At 47.9% G+C, this 20,025-nt stretch carries 14 protein-coding genes; 6 read left to right on the top strand and 8 right to left on the bottom strand.

Going from position 1 to position 20,025, the window contains the following annotated elements; translation table 11 throughout:
- Nucleotides 1–5: 5 nt before the first annotated feature.
- The gene (locus K7B07_RS06695) at nt 6–3,200 is read right to left on the bottom strand and encodes a SusC/RagA family TonB-linked outer membrane protein (RefSeq protein WP_223708435.1); all 3,195 of its coding nucleotides are present in this window, start codon (nt 3,198–3,200) and stop codon (nt 6–8) included.
- Nucleotides 3,201–3,480: 280 nt separating this feature from the next.
- On the opposite strand from K7B07_RS06695, the gene K7B07_RS06690 reads away from it, so the two are divergent.
- Nucleotides 3,481–4,059 (top strand): hypothetical protein, encoded by a 579-nt coding sequence (locus tag K7B07_RS06690; RefSeq protein ID WP_223708434.1) that lies wholly within the window; start codon nt 3,481–3,483, stop codon nt 4,057–4,059.
- Between the two features lie 153 nt (nt 4,060–4,212).
- A complete protein-coding gene (locus K7B07_RS06685) occupies nt 4,213–4,818 on the top strand; it encodes a superoxide dismutase (protein ID WP_223708433.1) in 606 nt (201 codons plus the stop codon).
- A 181-nt stretch (nt 4,819–4,999) separates the two neighbouring features.
- Here the strand turns inward: K7B07_RS06685 and K7B07_RS06680 are convergent, their stop codons facing one another.
- Nucleotides 5,000–6,313 (bottom strand): Gfo/Idh/MocA family protein, encoded by a 1,314-nt coding sequence (locus tag K7B07_RS06680; RefSeq protein ID WP_223708432.1) that lies wholly within the window; start codon nt 6,311–6,313, stop codon nt 5,000–5,002.
- Nucleotides 6,314–6,338: 25 nt separating this feature from the next.
- On the bottom strand, nt 6,339–7,289 hold the full coding sequence (locus K7B07_RS06675) for a formylglycine-generating enzyme family protein (protein WP_223708430.1): 951 nt from the start codon (nt 7,287–7,289) through the stop codon (nt 6,339–6,341).
- Between the two features lie 131 nt (nt 7,290–7,420).
- On the opposite strand from K7B07_RS06675, the gene K7B07_RS06670 reads away from it, so the two are divergent.
- A complete protein-coding gene (locus K7B07_RS06670; RefSeq protein ID WP_223708428.1) occupies nt 7,421–8,335 on the top strand; it encodes a hydroxypyruvate isomerase family protein in 915 nt (304 codons plus the stop codon).
- A gap of 58 nt (nt 8,336–8,393) precedes the next feature.
- The gene (locus K7B07_RS06665; protein ID WP_223708426.1) at nt 8,394–9,221 is read left to right on the top strand and encodes an alpha/beta hydrolase; all 828 of its coding nucleotides are present in this window, start codon (nt 8,394–8,396) and stop codon (nt 9,219–9,221) included.
- A gap of 6 nt (nt 9,222–9,227) precedes the next feature.
- Here the strand turns inward: K7B07_RS06665 and K7B07_RS06660 are convergent, their stop codons facing one another.
- From K7B07_RS06660 to K7B07_RS06645, 4 genes are all read right to left on the bottom strand, one after another.
- On the bottom strand, nt 9,228–9,851 hold the full coding sequence (locus K7B07_RS06660) for a GyrI-like domain-containing protein (RefSeq protein ID WP_223708425.1): 624 nt from the start codon (nt 9,849–9,851) through the stop codon (nt 9,228–9,230).
- 129 nt (nt 9,852–9,980) lie between these two features.
- Nucleotides 9,981–12,029, bottom strand: coding sequence for an OPT family oligopeptide transporter (locus tag K7B07_RS06655; protein ID WP_223708424.1), 2,049 nt, complete (start codon nt 12,027–12,029; stop codon nt 9,981–9,983).
- A 55-nt stretch (nt 12,030–12,084) separates the two neighbouring features.
- Nucleotides 12,085–13,728: a peptide MFS transporter gene (locus K7B07_RS06650; protein ID WP_223708423.1), complete on the bottom strand. Its 1,644-nt coding sequence runs from the start codon at nt 13,726–13,728 to the stop codon at nt 12,085–12,087.
- Nucleotides 13,729–13,833: 105 nt separating this feature from the next.
- Nucleotides 13,834–15,501: a peptide MFS transporter gene (locus tag K7B07_RS06645; RefSeq protein ID WP_223708422.1), complete on the bottom strand. Its 1,668-nt coding sequence runs from the start codon at nt 15,499–15,501 to the stop codon at nt 13,834–13,836.
- A gap of 114 nt (nt 15,502–15,615) precedes the next feature.
- On the opposite strand from K7B07_RS06645, the gene purD reads away from it, so the two are divergent.
- On the top strand, nt 15,616–16,890 hold the full coding sequence (gene purD / locus K7B07_RS06640) for a phosphoribosylamine--glycine ligase (RefSeq protein ID WP_223708421.1): 1,275 nt from the start codon (nt 15,616–15,618) through the stop codon (nt 16,888–16,890).
- 30 nt (nt 16,891–16,920) lie between these two features.
- Nucleotides 16,921–19,248, top strand: a complete 2,328-nt coding sequence (locus tag K7B07_RS06635) for a M60 family metallopeptidase (RefSeq protein WP_223708420.1) — start codon at nt 16,921–16,923, stop codon at nt 19,246–19,248.
- Here K7B07_RS06635 and K7B07_RS06630 read toward each other — a convergent pair.
- Entirely contained in the window at nt 19,235–20,020 is a 786-nt protein-coding gene (locus K7B07_RS06630; RefSeq protein WP_223708419.1) for a GLPGLI family protein, read from the bottom strand. The genes K7B07_RS06635 and K7B07_RS06630 overlap by 14 nt on opposite strands.
- Between the last annotated feature and the right edge of the window lie 5 nt (nt 20,021–20,025).

The following is a 20,025-nucleotide window of genomic DNA, read 5'->3' as shown; positions in this document are numbered from 1 at the left end:
GTTTTTTAAAATGTGATGTTTAAACTGATACCGTAGGAGCGTGTGGTCGCCAACTGGCCTGTTTCTAACCAGTTGAGGGATGAAGCTCCTGTAGAAAGTTCATCAGGATTAAGCCCTTTCGGCGCTTTTTGCCAGATCATAGCCGGATTTCGGGCAATCAGCGACAAGGTAACAGCAGAGAAAGGCATACGCGCAAACTGCTCTTTTGTAAAGCTGTATCCAAGGCTTAATTCCCTTAGTTTAATGTAAGAAGCGTCATAGAGCCACTCTTCATATATCTGAGTTCCCAACCGGTTTCGATAATATGTGCGGGCGTTTACATAAGCCGTTACTTCTTCACCCGTTGCAGCTGATATACCGGTTACCTTTATGCCACCTCCCTGATCTAACGGATCGCGTATGTTTTTACCATTCTCGTTTGTGGCAGCTGTTATAGCGGCTTGTCCGGATTTTACTGCCAGCATCTGCGTCCAGCTGAAGAATTGCCCGCCAGACTGGAAGTCGATCATAGCGCTTAACAGTATGTTTTTATACCGGAAAGTATTTTGCCAGCCACCAGTGAAGCGTGGAAGTACGGATCCGAAGTTGTGATTTTGTTCATATAAGGGTAAATTCTGATCATCCAGCAATATCTTGCCAGTATTGGCATCGCGTTGATAGGCGTTGCCCACTAAGGAACCAAAAGCTTCGTTTTCGTTAGCAAGCAGGAACATGTCAACACTTGAGTACCGGTTTTGATCCAATACCAACGTGGACAAACCGGGCGCCAGTTTTTTAATCATACTTTTATTACGGGCAAAATTCACCACGCTTGTCCAGTTAAAGTGAGTTGTTTTTACAGGAACAGCGTTCAATGTGAGCTCAATCCCCCTGTTCTGGATCAACCCTGCATTGATTACCTGACTGGTATATCCGCTTCCTCCCGGTATGTCCAGTACTACCACTGCATTTTTATTTTGCTGATTGTAATAGGTGACATTGAACCCGAGGCGGTTTTTTAAAAAGTTCAGTTCCAGGCCCGCTTCATATGCAGTGCCCAACGAAGGTTTGAGGTTCGGGTTAGCGAGCTGATCCGGTATGAACATCGGATAATTTGTTTCGTATGGGTTGCCCAGCTCATAAAATGGTGCTGTTTTGTAAATAGGGAGATCCGATCCTGCCTGGGCAAAGCTCAACCGCAACTTACCAAATGAAAGGGCCTGCCATTTCATTAATTCGCTGAATACAAAGCTTCCTGAAAGAGACGGATACCAATAGGAGTTGTTTTTGAGCGGAAGCGCCGAGGAAATATCATTGCGTAGTGAAGCGTCAATATAGTAGGTTTTGTCGTAGCCCAGGGACACAGAACCAAAAGCACTTCTTATTTCCTTTCTGTTAAGGATGTTCTCTACAAAAGGTCGTTCTACAGAATTCTGGATATTGAACCATCCCGGTGTTACAAATCCACCTACAGTTCCCTGATAGAGATAGGTGTATTTTTGCGTTAGGATATTACCTCCCAGGTTAGCGTTGAGAGATAACTTACCAAAGTCTCTGTTATACTGTGCCATGAACTCGTAGTTCATTTCATTGTTTTCGTATTTGCCGATGGTGAAACTTGGCAGGTACCGGCCCCCTTCCGCATTACGGGTATCGATGTTCTGAACATAGGCGTCTTTGCGTACGAAACCACTCACCTGTAGTCCCGGAAAAATTGTATACGTTAAACCGATATTACCCCAGTACCGGCTGCGGCTATCGTGTGAAGGATTTTCATAAGCTTCAAAATAAGGATTGTTCCAGTCGATCGGTTTCATGTCTTCATAAATGCCTTCATCATTAGGATCATTCAGGTTCCAATGATAGAAAGTGCCATCAGGATATTTGTACTGTTTTAGTTTTTTCATATCCAGGTTGCGTTCAAACCATTGGTACATATTACGTGTTCCGTTATAATATCCCTGTGCGGGGCGCTGTCCCTTATTGTCGGCATAATTGATCCCAGTGGAGACGACCAGTTTGGAAGTGATGTTCAGGGAGCCATTGAACGTGATATTGTTCCTTTTTAGATAGGTATTTGGCTCAATTCCTTTTATATCTGTATGGTTGTATGACAGGCGGAATGTAGTATTGGCACCGCCTCCGGCAACAGAAACATTGTTGTTCCAGGTATGTCCTGTCTCGAACCAGTCCTTGATATTGTCCGGGTGCGGAATGAAAGGAGTTGCTTTGCCAAAATCGGGGTCGGCAGGATAAAAACTATATTGTTGTCTTACCGGTGTGCCATCCATTTTTGGTCCCCAGCTTTCATCCCAGCTTCCATCCACATATTTTGTTTCTACACCGTTTATGTCGATCGTGGGAAAGTTCAGGCTGGAGCCTGCGCCATACAGATTCTGTAAGGGCAAAAAATTTGCTGCTTTTTCTATTGAATAAGTGGAGCTGAAGTTGACAACCGGCTTGTTCGCACTTTTGCTTCCTTTTTTTGTCGTGATCATAATGACTCCAAACTGACCACGCAAACCATATAGGGCAGATGCGGCCGGGCCTTTCAGAACGTTCACCGATTCAATATCATCCGGATTGATGTCCTGTGCCAGGTTTCCATAATCAGATCCATTTTTATCACTATAATTTGTGTTGGAGATTGGTGTATTGTCTACCACGATCAGCGGTTCGCCATTTCCTGTAACAGAATTAACACCTCTTATCTGAATTTTTTGAGTACCCCCCATGCTTGCACCCGAAGAGCCGGATACCTGCACCCCGGATATTTTTCCTGCCAGGGCACCAATTACATTTTGCTGCTTAGCAACCGTAAGATTTTGTCCGGATACGGACTGCGTAGCGTAACCAACCGCTCGCTGTTTTTTACCGATTCCCAATGCTGTAACCACCACTTCTTCCATGATGGCCTTGCCATCCGGGATGAGTGTGATGGTAATAAATGTGTTATTTCCAACAGCTATCTTTTGCCGGGCATAAGTAACAGCAGAAACTTCCAGTTCCGCGTCGTTTCCAGTTATCTGGAGGGAAAAGCTTCCATCATCATTTGATGCGACGGCATTCCTGGTACCTGTTTGAAGAATGGTGGCTCCGGCAACCGGCTCACCGGATTCATTTTTAACAGAGCCCTGGATCTGCTGCTGTTGAGCCCAGAGCAGGAGTGGAGACCATGCTAAAAACAAGGCTGCCATACGCAATGCGATCATTCTCTTCATGCAAATTGGTTTTAATTTAAAAAAGTAGAGGTTTGTTAAATATACGTTATTTTATAGTTAAAAGTGCACAAAGCAGATAAAATTCGCAGAAAGCCGCAGTTGGAAAAATAGCAAATTCCCCCAGCCACAATGGATAACAGCAGTATGTAAAATATATATATATTAAATTATATTATGTGTTATTTTTTGCTAATTTTTTTTAATAAATTTGATACTGTTAATAGTAATGACACATGTTATTTTAATATAATTTATTTATTTCAGCAACCAGTGTTTTAAAATGAACACTTCGTCTTTTTTAAAAGAGGTTTATAACCACTACCCTAAAGGCCTTACACCACTGGTAGACCGACAGGAATATGAGGAGGTGTATGCCCGGCGTAAACGATCAGTTCGGGCTCTGAAAGAAGCATTGGGAGAGCAGTGGGAAGCATTCCGGCAAGCACTTGCTGCCGGTTTAACAAGATATGAACTGAATGACCGTACGGATCTTTTTCATAATAAATTCTGTTATTACCTCGACTGTACTTCAAAGGAGGGGCGCGGATTATTTAAAATACATATCCTCCTGAGCGTTCTGATGCCCTGGCACAGCATCGTGGTTACCGATTTCCTGGGCCTCAACGGCACAGCAATGCTGGATCATGATCAGTTTTGCCTGAACAATGAAACCAAACACCGGCAATACCTCGAAACGGTGAAAACGATCAACCGGTTACTCGGAACTTTTTTTAATACCAGGCAGGTGCTCTTCCGGGAACTGAACAAAGTGCCGGTACCCGGCGCCTACCTGCAAACCAAAAAGGCGAATGTGCATCTGTTCGACCTGGTATTTACCAATTACTTTACCAATTTCTGATCGAAGCACCGGTGGCGATAAGTAACAAAATCTTATAACCCGGAGCTGCCGCATGGCTGAATTTTTGCAGTATAAGTGCGCAGATCGCAACGATAATGAGTTAACTTTGTTGCAATTATCAGTTATTGTTTACTAAATAAAAAATAAAGAATCATGGCATTTACACTACCAGCCCTTCCTTATGCACCTGATGCACTGGAACCGCACATTGACAAGCAGACGATGGAGATCCACCACGGAAAGCACCATCAGGCTTATGTGGATAATTTAAACAAAGCCATAGACGGCACTGAGAACGCAGATAAATCGCTGGAAGACCTGGTAAAGAACGCAGGTACTATTTCCCCGGCAGTTCGTAACAACGGAGGCGGTCACTGGAATCATTCCTTTTTCTGGGAAATCCTGGGACCCGGTGGTGAAGGCGCTCCTTCCGGAAAACTGGCAGACGCGATCAATGAAGCCTTCGGATCTCTGGATGCACTGAAGGAAAAAATAAATACAGCTGGCGCAACGCGCTTCGGAAGCGGCTGGGCCTGGCTGATTGTGAAGGACGGCAAACTGGAAGTGACTTCTACTCCTAACCAGGACAATCCCCTGATGGATGTTGCCGAAGTGAAAGGAACTCCTATACTGGGAGTGGATGTTTGGGAACACGCGTACTATCTGAAATATCAGAACAAGCGCCCCGATTATTTAAAGGCGTTCTGGAATGTGGTGAACTGGAAAAAAGTAGAAGAACACTATAATAACGCCCTGTAAAAAGACCGGTTCTGCTGAACCGGTGAAAAAAATATAGTTTGTTATCTAGCAGGAGCTGCGTCTTTAAAATGGAGGCGGCTCCTGTTTTTTGTCCGGACCTTCCGGACGGCCTACGGGAAGGCGGAATATAAAAAAGCCGGGAAAGATCTCCCGGCCCTGGTAATATCATGGAGCATTGGTGCTAAAAATATTTTGTTTTTCCCGGTGTGGCAATGGGATAGAACCCATCGGCGTCCGGAACCACGGGAGGGGTGGCATTAAAGCTGTACTCTTTGGGCATGATATCGATACCGGAGTTAAGCGCTTTATCCCATTCGATCACCTGTCCGCTATATGTTGCCATACGCCCGATGATCGCCGTCAGTGTGCTTTTGGCACCATACTCCGCATTGGCAAACTTGTACTCTCCTTTGGCAATGGCCTCAAACAGCTCATCGTGCTCGGTTTGATAAGGGTTGCGCTCATTCTTTTTATCGAACGCATACAATACCTTTCCGGAGCGGTCTTTGATCACCGCCTGGTCGCAGAAAATAGCGCCCTTGGTGCCTACCAGCAGTTCATCTACCTTACTCATGGTACCGGGTATGTGACGGCACTGGCTGTTCAGGATAGAGCCGTCCGCATAATGGAATTCCACATAGTGGTGATCAAAGATCTCCCCGTATTGTTTTCCGGTTCTTACCTGGCGGCCGCCCATGCCCTGTGCTTTTACGGGGTAGGCATCTTTGAACCAGTTCATTACATCAATATTGTGGATGTGCTGTTCATTGATATGATCTCCGCAAAGCCAGTTGAAATAATACCAGTTACGCATCTGGTACTCCATTTCGGTCTGCTGGGGCTCCCGTTGTTTTACCCATACACCGGCATTGTTCCACCAAACCTGCCCGGAAATGATCTCTCCGATCAGGTCCTTGCGCTCAAATAATGCCCGGTAAGAATCCTGGTACCGGCGCTGCAAGCCTACAACCACATTCAGTTTTTTCTGTTTGGCGATCTCTGCGGCATCCAGTACTTTTTTGATCCCCGCCGGATCCGTGGCCATCGGCTTTTCTGTAAAAATGTGTTTACCCTGTTTTACCGCTTCTTCAAAATGAATGGGGCGGAAGCCGGGAGGTGTGGTAAGGATCACCACATCTGCCAGGGCGATGGCCTTTTTATAAGCATCGAAGCCGGTGAATTTATTGGCCTCGGGAACGCTGATCTTTTCTGCGGCGATCCCGCTGTCGTCCTTGGAAGTAATGGTTTTATAACAGCTGTCGATACGGTCTTTAAAGGCATCGGCCATGGCCACCAGCTTTACATTCTGTTTGGTGGATAGGGCCTGTGTTACCGCCCCGGTGCCCCTGCCGCCGCAGCCGATCAGGGCTATTTTGATCACTCCTTCAGCGCCGGAAAAAAAGTTCACATTTCCCAGTACAGGGGATGCAAGTAAACCGCCTGCGATCAGGGAGCTGCTTTTTACAAAATCTCTTCTTGTTGTTTTGTGATTCATAATATGGTATTTAATCGCTAAAAGTTTATAAGATATATGTTGAGAAAAATTTTTCAATCGCTTCTGCGCTGGGCTGTTTGGCAGGACGTACCAGCCGGAACCCTACAAAGGGCGCATCAGCATTCCACCATTTGCTTTTGGGGATCTGCGGATCGCGCCGGTTCCAGATGGGATCCGATTCGGTCCGGTTGGCACTGCGCAATGCCGGTGCCTCGTCTTTATAATTCCCGCCTCTTACAATACGCGGATTTTTTGCTTCAGGCAATCGTACCGGATTGGCGGCCGTTTGCTTACCCAGTGTTTTATAATAATCCGCCTGGTACTGGTCGAGCACCCATTCGGCCACATTGCCGTAAATATCATAAAGTCCCCAGGGATTGGGTTTTTTTAAGCCGGTCTTGTAATAATGGTCTTCACTGTTTTTTGCATACCAGGCATAATCGTCCAGCTGTTTGGGATCATCCCCAAAAAAATAAGCCGTGCCCGAACCCGCACGCGCTGCATATTCCCATTCCGCTTCTGTAGGCAGCCGGTAAAACACACCTGTTTTTGTATAGAGCCATTTACAGTACATAATGGCGGCGCGCTGTTGCATGCTGTTGGCAGGAAATCCGCCTTCCTTGCCCATACCCAATGTAAGATCAATATAGGGAGCGGTCGGCCTTGTAACAGCATCGGCATCTACATTCTGGCCCAGACTTTCATCGTATTGAAAAAGAGCATACTCATCAAATGTCACCTCATGGGATCCCATATAAAAGGCATCCAGTTTTACGGTCACCGGAGGTTGTTCATCTGCTTCTCCGGAACTGCTTCCCATTTTAAAGGATCCTGCGGGAATGGGAACCATGGTAAATTTTACGGATGAACCGGGAATGGTTTGCTCATATTTTTGAAAACCAGGGTCTTTTTTTTCCTGTGCATATAGGGCACCTGCACCAGCGCAAAGCAATGCTGCAGCAATCAATTTTTTCATCGTTCCGAAGTTAAGTAAATTTCCAGTTTGACAATTAATAAGGCTCAAAATATCATAATTTGAAAATAATTACCAAATCTTTTTTATAAATATCAAAGTTTCCTATTTTTAGTTCGAAAAAATTTGCCACAATGAACCGAAGAAATTTCGTAAAGAACAATGTCCTGACAGCGAGCGCGCTGGGGCTTGGAACCGGCTTATGGGCGCAGCCCGCAAAAAGCGCAAAGGCCGGTAAGCTCTTTAATATGGACTATGCCCCGCATGACGGGATGTTTGCCAACAGCGCCGGTAAAGACTTTATCGACCAGATCAAGTATATGTATGACAAGGGATTCCGGTCGATAGAAGACAATGGGATGACCGGGAGAACACCGGAAATGCAATCTAAGATCGGTGAAACGCTGGCAAAATTAAATATGCGGATGGGCGTTTTCGTAGTGCCAAAGGGCGGTAACGGAGCGAATACCCTAGCTGCAAATAAAAAAGAACACCTTGATATTTTTCTTGACGGCTGCCGACAATCAGTAGAAGTAGCCAAGCGCTGCAATGCCAAATGGGTGACCGTGGTACCGGGCGATTTTCAGCGTGATCTGCCGGTTGAAGTACAGACCGCACATGTCATTGATGCATTGCGGAGAGGCTCGGAGATCTTTGAACCCCACGGCATTGTGATGGTGCTGGAGCCATTGAGTGATACGCCGGACCTGTTCCTGCGCACCTCTGCCCAGACCTACGAAATATGCAGGGGCGTAGACAGCCCATCCTGCAAGATTCTGTATGATATTTATCATATGCAGAAGAATGAAGGCAATATCATAAAAAATATGGAGCTCACCTGGAGTGAGATCGCCTATATCCAGATCGGGGACAACCCCGGAAGAAAAGAGCCGACGACCGGGGAGATCAACTATAAGAACGTATTCAAATGGCTGCACGAAAAAGGTTATAAAGGCGTACTGGGCATGGAGCATGGTATTTCCCAGCCGGGAAAGGCCGGGGAAGACCGCCTGATCGCCGCCTACCGCGAGTGTGATGCTTTTATGTAGCAGATCAGCTGCACGGGCCGGTGCAGCATTGAAGCCGGCACAATGCAAAATCAACAAAATGAGAAAGCCCCTTTTGCTGCTGCTGCTCCTTGGGAGTGCCGCATTCCTAAATGCCGCCACTGTAGATACGGTGAGTATCCACAGCAGTGCCATGAAAAAAAACTCCGGTTGTGTGGTGGTACTGCCACAGGGCTATGTAAAAGGGACGAATTTTCCCGTGGTATACCTGCTGCACGGTTATGATGGTAATTATTCCAGCTGGATCACCCGTATGCCGGAACTGAAAGATCATGCCGACCGCTACGGGCTCATGATCGTATGTCCGGATGGCAGTCGCGACAGCTGGTATTTCGACAGCCATATGAATCCCGCGGTACGGTACGAAACCTATATCGGTACTGAGGTCCCGGCCTATATTGATGCGCATTATAAAACACAAAAAAGCCGCTTTGGCAGAGCCATTACAGGTTTGAGTATGGGCGGCCACGGCGGCATGTTCCTGGGGTTGCGCCATGCCGCCACTTTTGGTGCCTGTGGCAGCATGAGCGGGGGCGTGGATATAAAACTGTTTAAAGACAAATGGAATATCAGGATCTGGATCGGCAATCCGGATTCCACCGGGTTTGACTGGAGGGATGTCACCGTGGCAAATGCCATCGAAAAATATCCCGCCGATTCTGTAGCTATCATTTTTGATTGTGGCGTGGATGATTTTTTCTGTGAAGCAAACCGTGGCCTGCATCAAAAAATGGTACAGTTAAAAATTCCGCACGACTATATTGAACGTCCGGGCGGGCATGACTGGGCTTACTGGAAGAATGCCGTCAAATACCAGCTGCTTTTCTTCAGGGATTTTTTCGATAAAATGAGAACGGCAGGCAGCTAGAACGGATCACTTTACAGGCTCCCTGAGGATGGTCCTCAGTTTTTCGGATGCTGTTTTATTAAAATCGGATAAATAAATTTCGTGATGCACGCCGTTCCTGCGGAGCTGGTGTGCTTCCATAAAACGGCTTATTTTTTCCAATGATTCCGGCTCTGTGGCAAAAGGACCCTGGTGCAGGAGTTGTACACAGCGCCCTTCTTCCATTTGAAACAGTTCTACTTCGGGCACCAGTGTATTATTTTTTTTCCGGAGAACAGCCTCCCTTGCCATAGCCACTTCCGCTGCCGTTATAAATCCGGGAAGACGGATCAGCAGGCGGTATTCCCATTCACTCCTGGGAACTTTTTGCGCGGCTTCTGAAGCCGTACGCACATCGAAACGCTCTTCATCAAACCACCAGAGGCCTTCCAGTTTTGAAACCACAAAATCCCGGCCGTTTGCCTTGGAAGCAAACTTGAGTGTATAGACCGTCGGGTACAGGGCTTCAATATGCATTTTAAAATCTGATCCCGAAGGGTCGCCTTTGCCGGTAACAGAGAGGAACTGAGCGGCTTCGATGGTCACCAGTGCGGGTTCCGGCTTTGCCTTGTAATAATGCGGGTATTCCTTTGTAAGATCCAGTTTTTCCATTGTTTGTCCTGTTTAATTACCACAAAGAAAATAACAGGCGGTGACAAGCGTATGTCAGCAGGGAAGGGCAATAAAAAAGCGCCCCGGTTTTTGAAAACAGAAGCGCTTTTTAAAATCATATCACCTGTTTTAATCCTTGTTCTTGGAAAGTCCTACTTTATAAAGTACAAAAGCCATGGTGGCGAAGGCCAGCGTTCCCAATACATAGTAACCGCCTTCTCCCAGCGCGGTACTCAGGCCATGTTCGGCGTTGACCATTTTCAACGCAGCCGCCGGGCCATCAAAGCCCGAAAGAATGGCAATAACCACACCGGCAACGGCACCTCCGGCCACCAGACCGGTGGCAAAAAGGTTACCCCGTCCCAGTTCTTCCTCTTCAGGATTTACAGGTTTACCTGCCTTTTTATCAACAGCACCCCGGATGAGGCCTCCGATAAAGATGGGCAGGGTGGTAGACAGGGGCAGGTAGGCACCTACTGCAAAGCTCAGTGATTTCACCCCGCAAAGCTCCAGTACGATAGAGATAAATACACCCACCAGCACAAACTGCCAGTCGAGGTTAAAAGAAAGGATGCCTCTTGCCAGGGTAGCCATCAGCGTACCCTGCGGTGCGGGGTAATACTCCGAACCGATGGCATGCTGGGTGACACCTTTAGCTACCATATCCGCCGTTGGTTTATCCAGGAAATTCACGGTAAGTCCAATAACAATAGAAGATACGATCACACCTACGAACAGGGCCAGCTGCTGGTATTTGGGAGTGGCGCCTACGATATAGCCCGTCTTCAGATCCTGCGAAGTGGCACCGGCATTGGCGGCGGCAATACAGATCAGTCCGCCTACCACCAGGGCCATTGGCTCATAGGCCTTGCCGCTCCAGCCCACTGCAATAAAAATTAAACAGGTGCCCATCAAAGTGGCGATGGTCATACCGCTGATGGGATTATTGGAGGAACCGATCAGGCCCACAATGCGTGATGACACGGTAACGAAGAAGGCTCCGAAGATCACCACGAGGATGCCGATCAGTAATTTCTGCAGGATGGTATGTCCGGGGATCTGCGGTAATAAAGCGATCAGTATTACCAGGCCAAGGCTGCCTAAAGCGACTACTTTCATGCTCAGGTCGCGCTCGGTCCTTTTAACAGCGGTTGACGCTGTGGAAGCGCCGCCTTTTATGGAGCCCAGGCTGCCTTTAAACGAGGAGATTATAGTGGGTATGGTCTTGATGAGGGTGATAAAACCACCGGCCGCTACTGCACCCGCACCGATCTGGCGGATATAGGCGTAATAAACAGCAGAAGAAAAATCCTCAAATGTTTTGGCCACAGGGTCCCAGCCACCTTTGCCTCCGGCAGTTGCCGTATCGGTGAGGTAACCCAGTTTTACCAGCTGGGTAGCGATGAGGTCGGGCTGTACCACGGAAGATAACAGCGGGATCAGCACCAGCCAGGCCAGCACCCCGCCGGCTACCAGCACGCCGGCGATCCGGGGGCCGATGATGTAGCCCACACCCAGGTATTCCGGGGTGATCTCTCCGCTTAAGCGGGCAGAGGGGAAAAATCTATTGGTCTGCTTCGTAACAAATGCAGGCGTTTCAGCGATGACGTGAACGATCTTTTGCAGTACGGCATATACAAAGGCAAAGCCGAGTCCCCAGAAAGCGGTCTTGGCAAAGTTGCCTCCTTTTTCACCGGCCTTCAGTACATCGGCGCAGGCGGTACCTTCGGGATAAGGCAGGGTTTTATGTTCATTTACGATCAGGGATTTACGGAGCGGGATCATCATCAGGGTTCCCAGGATGCCACCGATGATGGCGAGGGTGAGGATGGTCATGTAATTAAAAAAATGCTCCCCGCTGCCATCACTTAAAAATAAGAAGCCCGGCAGGGTGAACACCACACCGGCCGCGATGCTTTCACCTGCGGAGCCGGTGGTCTGTATGATGTTATTTTCAAGAATAGTGGTTTTCAAAAATTTCCTTCCCAGGGTGATTGCGATCACAGCAATGGGGATGGAAGCAGATACGGTGAGACCGGCTTTCAGGGCCAGGTATACGGTGGCCGCGCCAAAAATGATACCGAAAGCAGCACCGGTGAGTACTGATTTTAATGTGAACTCTGCCATGCGTGCGTCGTCCGGCACAAAAGGCTTAAATGAAGATTTTGTTTCCTGCATAGATATAGTTAAAAATAATTGTCAAGGTTACATTCCGGTTGCGGGTAGATCCGTCTTATGCGACGCCTTTTTCCCTCATAACTTTGTTCAGCCATTTCAAAATAGCAAAAAGAAACAGGGCCGCACCAAAAAGCAATACGAAATTTAGCCAAAAGTAGCTTTCTTTATTGGTATACTCATCCCATTTACTGGAAAGAATGCCGCTGAGTTTGTTCCCGATCGATATGGCCAGGAACCAGCCGCCCATCATCAGTGAGGTGATCCGAACGGGGCTCAGCTTTGAGACAAGCGATAATCCCATCGGACTGAGGAACAGCTCGCCGATGGTGATCACACCATAGCTGGCTACGAGCCACCAGATGCTTACTTTTTCCGCGCCGTTGTTGCCTGCCTTTACAGCAAGGACCATTACCAGCACCGACAGGGCAGAGATCAGCAGTCCCAGTGCGATCTTGGTGGGGGTGGCCGGCTCTTTTCCTTTTCTGCGGAGCGCAGTGAAAAGGGCCACCAGCAGCGGCGTGAGCACGATCACCCAGAATGGATTGATGGATTGTGATAAGGATGGTGCCCAGGCCTGAACCGTGTCCCCGTCTTTCAGCGGCGTTTCCTGCAGGTCCATGTTTTTAAAATAAGAGGGATAGTTCATACCTTTTACTTCCCTGCCGTTCTCTTTTATTTTCCGGAACTGATTGTCGAGCAGCGCAACAGAATCTTTCCGGTAGGTAATGGTTTCAGTGAGTTTTAATGAGCTCAGAATGGTTCCCTGTGTGCCTTCCACGTGCCGCTCCGTATACCGGCTGGCCCAGGTATTGAGCGCTGAACCATTCTGCTTAAAGATCGCCCAGAACAGGATCACTACCGCAAAAATGGACAGCAGGGCCGCCATGGGCCGCCGCTCTTCCTTCGGACTTCTGAGCAGTAATGCGATAAAAAATACCGCTACGGGGAAACAGGCAAAGATAAAGGCATCCGTACTGCTGCTGTCAAAAAGTGCCCCATCTGCTCCTTTTATAAGATAACCAATGATACCGAATGCCACAGCAGGCAAAACAACAATGCTGAATATCCGCGCAATGGACATATCACCTTCTTTCAGTGGCTTGCGCGTATCAAAGGTCTTATAATGCCGGAGGCCGGCAACAAAGATGATCACTCCCAGGAACATACCCACTCCTGCGGCAATAAAGGCAGCGCCCCAGCCAATGGTGGTATAGAGGGCCGCTCCGAAAAAATTACAGATAAAAGCGCCCAGGTTGATACCCATATAAAAAATGTTATAGCCTTCATCTTTTTTATCCTGGTATTGGGGTGTGGAGTATACATTACCGAGCAGCGTGGAAATATTGGGTTTGAAAAAGCCGTTGCCAATGATGATCAGGCTCATAGACAGGTAAAGCATTGGCAGGGAACGGATGCTCATCAGGCAATAGCCCACACTCATCAGCAATCCGCCCACGATTATAGAATTGCAATACCCGATTTTCCGGTCGGCCAGCATTCCCCCTAAAAAGGGAGTAAAATAGATAAGTGCAATAAAGGTTCCATATAAAGAAGCCGATTCCTTTTCATCCATACCGAATCCTCCGGCGCTGTCTTTAAGATAAAAAGTAAAAATACCCAGCAACAGGTAGAAGCCGAAACGCTCCCACATCTCGCTGAAAAATAAAAAAGGCAATGCCCGGGGATGTCTTTTCCACATGACAGATTGTTTCAGGGGCGAAAGTAACAAATGATCGTTTATAAAATGAAAAATCACGCAATAAATGACGTTGCGTGATTTTTTGTGCTGATAATATAATTTTGCTTAGATGCTTCCTGTTTTGTCTTTGATCACCTGTGCGATCCGTTTGCTTAATATAAAGATGATGATGCCGGCAACCAGGGCACCCACCACCAATATTAAAAAGTAATTACTTTTGTTTTCAAAGCTATCCCAGAAAGTAGCCATCAATCCGGCCACTTTTCCACTCATGGAAATGATAATAAACCAGCAGCCCATCATCAGTGAGGTAACGCGGGCGGGCGCAAGTTTGGAAACCATAGACAGGCCAACCGGACTCACAAATAGCTCCCCGATCGTAAAGATGGCATAGGTACCCACCACCCACCAGGCGGATGTCTTATCATGATAAATATTGGTGCTCATTGCTGCAAATACCATCAGCAAGGCCGATAGTCCTGCGATCCAGGTGCCGAGGCCCGCTTTTACGGGAGTATTGGGCGCCCGCTTGCGTCGCGCCAGCCACCCCAGAAGGCCGATGATCAGGGGAGTGAACACCACTATAAAGAAAGGGTTGATCGATTGAAAGATCTCGGTTGACAGCAGGTTCATTTTGCCGGAGGGCGGCCACTGATCTTTGGGTAAATTATTGAAGTAAAGATCCGGTCCTGTCGTGGTAAGTGCATTTCCTTTCGCATCTGATTGCGTACGCAGCAGGCTGTCTACGCTGGCCACTTCGTGCGGTGTTGTTGAAACGGTCTCCAGCATCCCGAACGGCCGGGCCGCATTTTCCAGATAGGCGGGCATCTCCCGTGAAGTATACTGGTCGGCCCATATGGTAAGCCCGGTGCTGTTCTGGTTATAGATCACCCAGAAAACAAAAGCCCCTATAAAGAAGGTGAACAGCGCCCCCAGGCTTCTTTTATCATTTTTATTTGCTTTGATGTATAAGGTGGCAAAGAATATGATGATTGGGAGGCAGGCAAACATAAAGGCGTCGTTCGACTGTGAACCAAAAATCGTATGCCCGGTCATCGTCTTGATAAACCAGCCAAGGATACCGGTAAGGATGGCAGGAAGGAATACCTGTAGCAGAATGCTGCTCATCGGTATATCATCTTTTTCCACGGTCTTTTTAATATCACCGTCTTTTACATGTTTCAGGCCGGCAATAAACCATATAACGGAGATCACCATACCCACGCCGGCCGCGGCAAAAGCAAAGCCCCACCCGTAATAGTTACGCATGTATGCGGCTACGAAGTTGCAGATAAAGGCACCGACATTCACGCCCATATAAAAGATATTATAGGCAACATCCTTTTTGGGTTTCAGGTCTTCCCGGTTATAAATATTACCCAGTAACGTGCTGATATTGGGCTTAAAAAAACCATTACCGATCATCAGTAATGGCAACGAAACAAACAAGGCCTTGTCTCCTGGAATGGCCAGGCAAAAATAGCCTGCTGCCAGAAGGATCCCGCCCAGGATGATCGCTTTCCGGTATCCCAGGTAGCGATCGGCTATAAGTCCGCCTATGAAAGGCGTCAAATAAACCATAGCGATATAAGTGCCTACCAGATCCGCAGCTTTTTGAGGGGTAAATCCAACGCCTCCGTTTGCAGTACTGTCTTTTAAATAAAGGAGAAAAATACCCACCATCAAATAAAAACCGAAACGTTCCCATAGCTCTGTAAAGAATAAAACATACAACGCACGAGGGTGACGGGATTTTTTGTCAATATTTTCCATAAATGCAAATTGATATAAAAATAACCGGGCCAAAGTACAGAAAAATCGGGAATCGCCTTTTTTTTTCATTTTATGGCTATCTTTCCGCCCTTAATATTGATTAAAAGCAAAAAAATGAAAATACTGGTTTTAGGAAGCGGGGGACGAGAGCATGCCCTGGCCTGGAATATGAAGCAACGCGGTGATCATCAACTGTTCATCGCACCTGGCAATCCGGGAACAGCGGAAATGGGAACCAATGTGAACCTCGGTGTGAATGACTTTGAAGGGATCGGTACTTTCTGCATGCAAAACGGTATTGAAATGGTAGTGGTAGGCCCCGAAGAGCCCCTGGTTAAGGGGATCTGGGATTTTTTCCAGGAAGATGCTGCGCTGAAAGCAATACCCCTTATAGGACCTTCCCGGTTCGGGGCACAGCTGGAAGGCAGCAAGGCATTCGCCAAGGCATTTATGGAGCGGCACAACATTCCTACAGCCGGTTATAAAGAATTTACAGAAGCTAATTTTGAGGATGGTATCCGGTACCTGGAAACGCATGCGCTGCCGGTGGTTCTGAAGGCAGACGGACTGGCCGCAGGCAAAGGAGTGGTGATCTGCCAGACCAATGAGCAGGCAGTGGCGGAATTTGAGGCCATGATCCAGGAAGCAAAATTTGGAGAGGCCAGCCGCAAGGTGGTGGTAGAAGAATTTTTATCCGGTATTGAGATGAGCGTGTTCCTGGTCACGGACGGAAATGAATACGTAGTGTTGCCTGAGGCAAAGGATTATAAACGCATCGGGGAAAAAGATTCCGGTCTGAATACCGGGGGCATGGGCGCCGTTAGCCCGGTACCGTTTGCGGATGCGGCTTTTATGCAAAAGGTGACGGACCGGATCATCAAGCCTACAGTAGACGGGTTGGCAAAGGAAAAGATCGATTATACCGGTTTTGTTTTTATCGGTCTCATAAAAGTAGGAGATGATCCTTTTGTAATTGAATACAACTGCCGCATGGGTGACCCCGAGACGGAAGTGGTGATGCCGCGCCTGAAGAACGATATTGCCGCTGTTTGTAAAGCGGCGGCTGAACACCGTCTTTCTGAAATAACGATCGAAGAGGACCCCCGCACTGCTGTTACGGTAATGGCGGTGAGCGGCGGCTATCCGGGCGACTATGAAAAGGGATTTAAAATAACGGGACTGGATCAGTCCCTGCAGGAGGCGATCCTGTTCCAGGCCGGTACAAAAGAGGCGGATGGACATATCGTTACCAGTGGCGGACGGGTGCTTTGCGCCACCGCTTTCGGGAATACGGTTTCAGAAGCTGTTGGCCGGTCAAGGACGATCCTGGAGCAGATCCGTTTTGATGATATGTACTACCGCCGGGATATCGGCTATGAGTTTGAATAGCAGCTGCCGGATTTTTGCTACATTCATGGGATGAAAAGCAACGCGATCAACTGTTTTATGCACCTGTGGCTGCTTCTGTTGCTGTCGGCTTTTGCAAAAAGCACCCACTCCCAGGAACTAACGGATAGAGCAGCCTTATTAAAAGGTGTCGGAACATTTTACCTGCACGCAGATACTGTTCCTGCAATTATAACCTATCCCGTAGGGTATGATGTACAGGTGATCGCTTCTGTAAATATGGCTGAAGGCTCCGGCCCGCCGATATACGCGCCGGTGATCATCACCGGCCGGTTGGGAACCGGGAAGATACTGGTTATCGGTAATGCCCGTTTTCTTAGTAAACCGGTTGTAAGCCGGCCGGATGTTCATCAATTCTGGAAGAATATATTTCATTGGGCACCTGCCGGAATGGCGGCTGTTGGTTTTAACAGGGAAGCCTTCGGAGCGTTAAGCCGGATCGCCGGGCAGCAGCATTTAACCATCCGGCAACTGACAGGGGACCGTATTCCTGCGGGGATACGAACATTGTTCCTGAACGATATACCGGGTAACGCAGACAGTCTGGAACATATCGGCGATTTTGTTAAGAAGGGAGGCACCCTGGTTTATCTCTCATCAGCATGGGAAACGCTAAAAAACAATAATTATCATTTAGACAGTATTCCCGGAAATCATTTACTGACAAAGGCCGGGTTGTTCCATTCGGGGGATTTTGTTAAGGGAGCTCCGGAAGACACTTTTTATACCGGCCCGGCGCCGGATTACCTGCAGCTGCAGCAGATCCTCCCGAATATCAGCAATTATCAGTACATCCCCCTGTTTTACGACAAGGGTACCGGCGCGATAGCGCTGGGGATATTAAAGCTTATTTATTTCTGGCTCGATTCAAGTGCTGTGACCCGCAAGGACCTGGTACAGTCCGTTTCCGGCCATCAGTTCGACAGTGTCGGTTTCCCGGGGTTGAAGCAGCCGCTGCCTACGGGTTACTGGCCGGATGTGTTCCGTCTTTTTATGCGGGTATCGGATGATGAACGGCAGGCGACGCTGGATCCGCACCACAGATCCGCGAATAATAAAGAGTTTCCCGGGATCGTTTCAGACAGTGTGCCCCGGGTTACAAAGCGTATTGAAATCGCCTATTCCAACCGGTGGAGCGGATTGGCGGAGCCGGATACCAGTTTTAAACGATGGCATAGTACGGGGTTGTATGTGGCTCCGGGGGATATTGTGGAAGTGATCCTGGATCAGCCGGCGGACACATCGCGGCATATCCAGGCCCAGATAGGAGCGCATGAAGACGAAGTGATGCATTTGGACATCTATTTGCGAAACCCGTTTAGCCTGGTAAAAAATTTCAATCTGGATAAAGATACGGTCCGTATCCACTCGCTGTACGGAGGGCTGCTGTATTTCAATATACCGCTGACCGACAGCGCGGATTCCTTTAAAGCAACGGTGGCGGGAGCGGTAAATGCGCCTTATTTTAAACTGGGAACGACCTCCAACCAGGAATGGATAAAGCAGATCCGGAATTATGGCGCGCCCTGGGCGGAGCTGGCAAGCGATAAGATCATCCTTACCGTGCCTTCGGACAGCATCCGGAACCTTGAAGATCCGGAAAAGCTGATGCGGTTCTGGGATGCAGTGATGGATGCCAATGCCGACCTGGCGCAGATCCCGCGAGCCCGGCGGCACCCGGAGCGGATCATCATCGATAACAATGTAGCATATGGGTACATGTATACTTCTGCTTCAAAAATTGTAGCCCCCAACGACAGAAGCCTCTCGCGGCTTTTGAATGAGCGCTGTCTGCGGGATTCGGGATCCTGGGGCCACTTTCATGAGATCGGTCATCGGCATCAGTTCTTTGGGGTCGATTTTGATGAGCTGGGAGAAGTGACCGTGAATTTGTATACTCTTTATACCTATGGAACGATCCTTGGAAAAGACATCTACCAGTCGCGGGAAGGTGCTACAAGAGACAGCATCCAGAAGCTGATAAAGGATTATATCCGCCATCCCGATTATTCCAGATGGCAGAACGATCCGTTCCTGCAGCTTTATACCTTGTTTTATCCCATTATTGACACTTATGGATGGGATGCGATAAAACGATTGAACCAATCCGCCAGAAAGATCTATGAAGAAGAATACAGAGGTACCGATATCAGTTTTAAACAGACAAAAGATAACAATGAAAGAAGAAATACCTATTTCATTTTATTATCAAAGGCGATCGGAAAAAATTTAGGCAGCTACTTCGATAAACTGAAAATACCTGTTTCGGATCCGGCAAAAAGAGAAGTGGCCGGTCTGCCGGTGTGGCTTCCGGATCTGTTCTTAACTACAGGTCCATAAAGAACTGCACCCAGGGCGAAGTAAGCCCGAACTGTTTCAGCATCTTGGATGTGGTAGCATTAAATTCTTTGTTGTTTACCAGCGTGCTTTTGCCCTGTTCCGGCAGTTTCCATTGGGTGGGAGCCGTATCCATGCCGGTAACGGTTTTTGCAAAAATGGTAATGTGCTGATGCGGAATGGCGATGCCAAGAATCATCCCCGGCAACCCGTTAAACGATTCCGGCCCGCCCTTGGTGAGGATCTCATCGGTATAAAAAGCAATCACATAAATGGAATCGAAGAACAGGGCATTGGCCCGGCGGCACTGGTAGCCCGCGATCTCACGGGTTTCATCCGTCAGTTTCCATTTTATATTTTTGAGGGAATCTTTGATAAAAAAAGACTTTTCAAAAGCCTGTTTTACGGTTTGCACTTCTTTTGTTTCAAAATTGCTGTACACCTTATTCTTGTAGGCTACGGGTATGGCAAAGGTTTTTGAAAAATCGATGTCGGGATTCTGCGGCTGGTAAAGACTGTGTGTTTTATCAAAGAACAATTCAAAGCTGTCGGTCCAGAATTGCGGGGAGGAGCTGCGGTATTTTTGCATAAACATACCCAGCTGGTCTTCCGGTACCTGCTTGGTCTCCTTCAGAAAGATCTGCATGGCTGCAAATGTGTTCACTTTCCGTTCAAAGGTGATCCTGCCGCTATTTACAAATGCCGTGAACTGCGCCTTTGCGGGCTGGCAGGCTGTTACGATCAGGATGAATAAAGCTATTGAGATCCGTTTCATGAAAG

It is taken from the genome of Niabella beijingensis (genome assembly GCF_020034665.1).
Classification (GTDB): domain Bacteria; phylum Bacteroidota; class Bacteroidia; order Chitinophagales; family Chitinophagaceae; genus Niabella; species Niabella beijingensis.
The sequence above is the reverse complement of the archived record's forward strand: the minus strand, read 5'-3'. Positions and strand labels throughout refer to the sequence as shown.

Bases quoted from the DNA above. Each gene is read 5' to 3' on its own strand.
- K7B07_RS06660 (WP_223708425.1), bottom strand. From the start codon at position 9,851: ATGGAAAAACTGGATCTTACAAAGGAATACCCGCATTATTACAAGGCA.
- K7B07_RS06685 (WP_223708433.1), top strand. From the start codon at position 4,213: ATGGCATTTACACTACCAGCCCTTCCTTATGCACCTGATGCACTGGAA.
- K7B07_RS06655 (WP_223708424.1), bottom strand. From the start codon at position 12,029: ATGCAGGAAACAAAATCTTCATTTAAGCCTTTTGTGCCGGACGACGCA.
- K7B07_RS06630 (WP_223708419.1), bottom strand. From the start codon at position 20,020: ATGAAACGGATCTCAATAGCTTTATTCATCCTGATCGTAACAGCCTGC.
- purD (WP_223708421.1), top strand. From the start codon at position 15,616: ATGAAAATACTGGTTTTAGGAAGCGGGGGACGAGAGCATGCCCTGGCC.
- K7B07_RS06690 (WP_223708434.1), top strand. From the start codon at position 3,481: ATGAACACTTCGTCTTTTTTAAAAGAGGTTTATAACCACTACCCTAAA.
- K7B07_RS06695 (WP_223708435.1), bottom strand. From the start codon at position 3,200: ATGAAGAGAATGATCGCATTGCGTATGGCAGCCTTGTTTTTAGCATGG.
- K7B07_RS06665 (WP_223708426.1), top strand. From the start codon at position 8,394: ATGAGAAAGCCCCTTTTGCTGCTGCTGCTCCTTGGGAGTGCCGCATTC.
- K7B07_RS06645 (WP_223708422.1), bottom strand. From the start codon at position 15,501: ATGGAAAATATTGACAAAAAATCCCGTCACCCTCGTGCGTTGTATGTT.
- K7B07_RS06670 (WP_223708428.1), top strand. From the start codon at position 7,421: ATGAACCGAAGAAATTTCGTAAAGAACAATGTCCTGACAGCGAGCGCG.
- K7B07_RS06650 (WP_223708423.1), bottom strand. From the start codon at position 13,728: ATGTGGAAAAGACATCCCCGGGCATTGCCTTTTTTATTTTTCAGCGAG.
- K7B07_RS06680 (WP_223708432.1), bottom strand. From the start codon at position 6,313: ATGAATCACAAAACAACAAGAAGAGATTTTGTAAAAAGCAGCTCCCTG.
- K7B07_RS06675 (WP_223708430.1), bottom strand. From the start codon at position 7,289: ATGAAAAAATTGATTGCTGCAGCATTGCTTTGCGCTGGTGCAGGTGCC.
- K7B07_RS06635 (WP_223708420.1), top strand. From the start codon at position 16,921: ATGAAAAGCAACGCGATCAACTGTTTTATGCACCTGTGGCTGCTTCTG.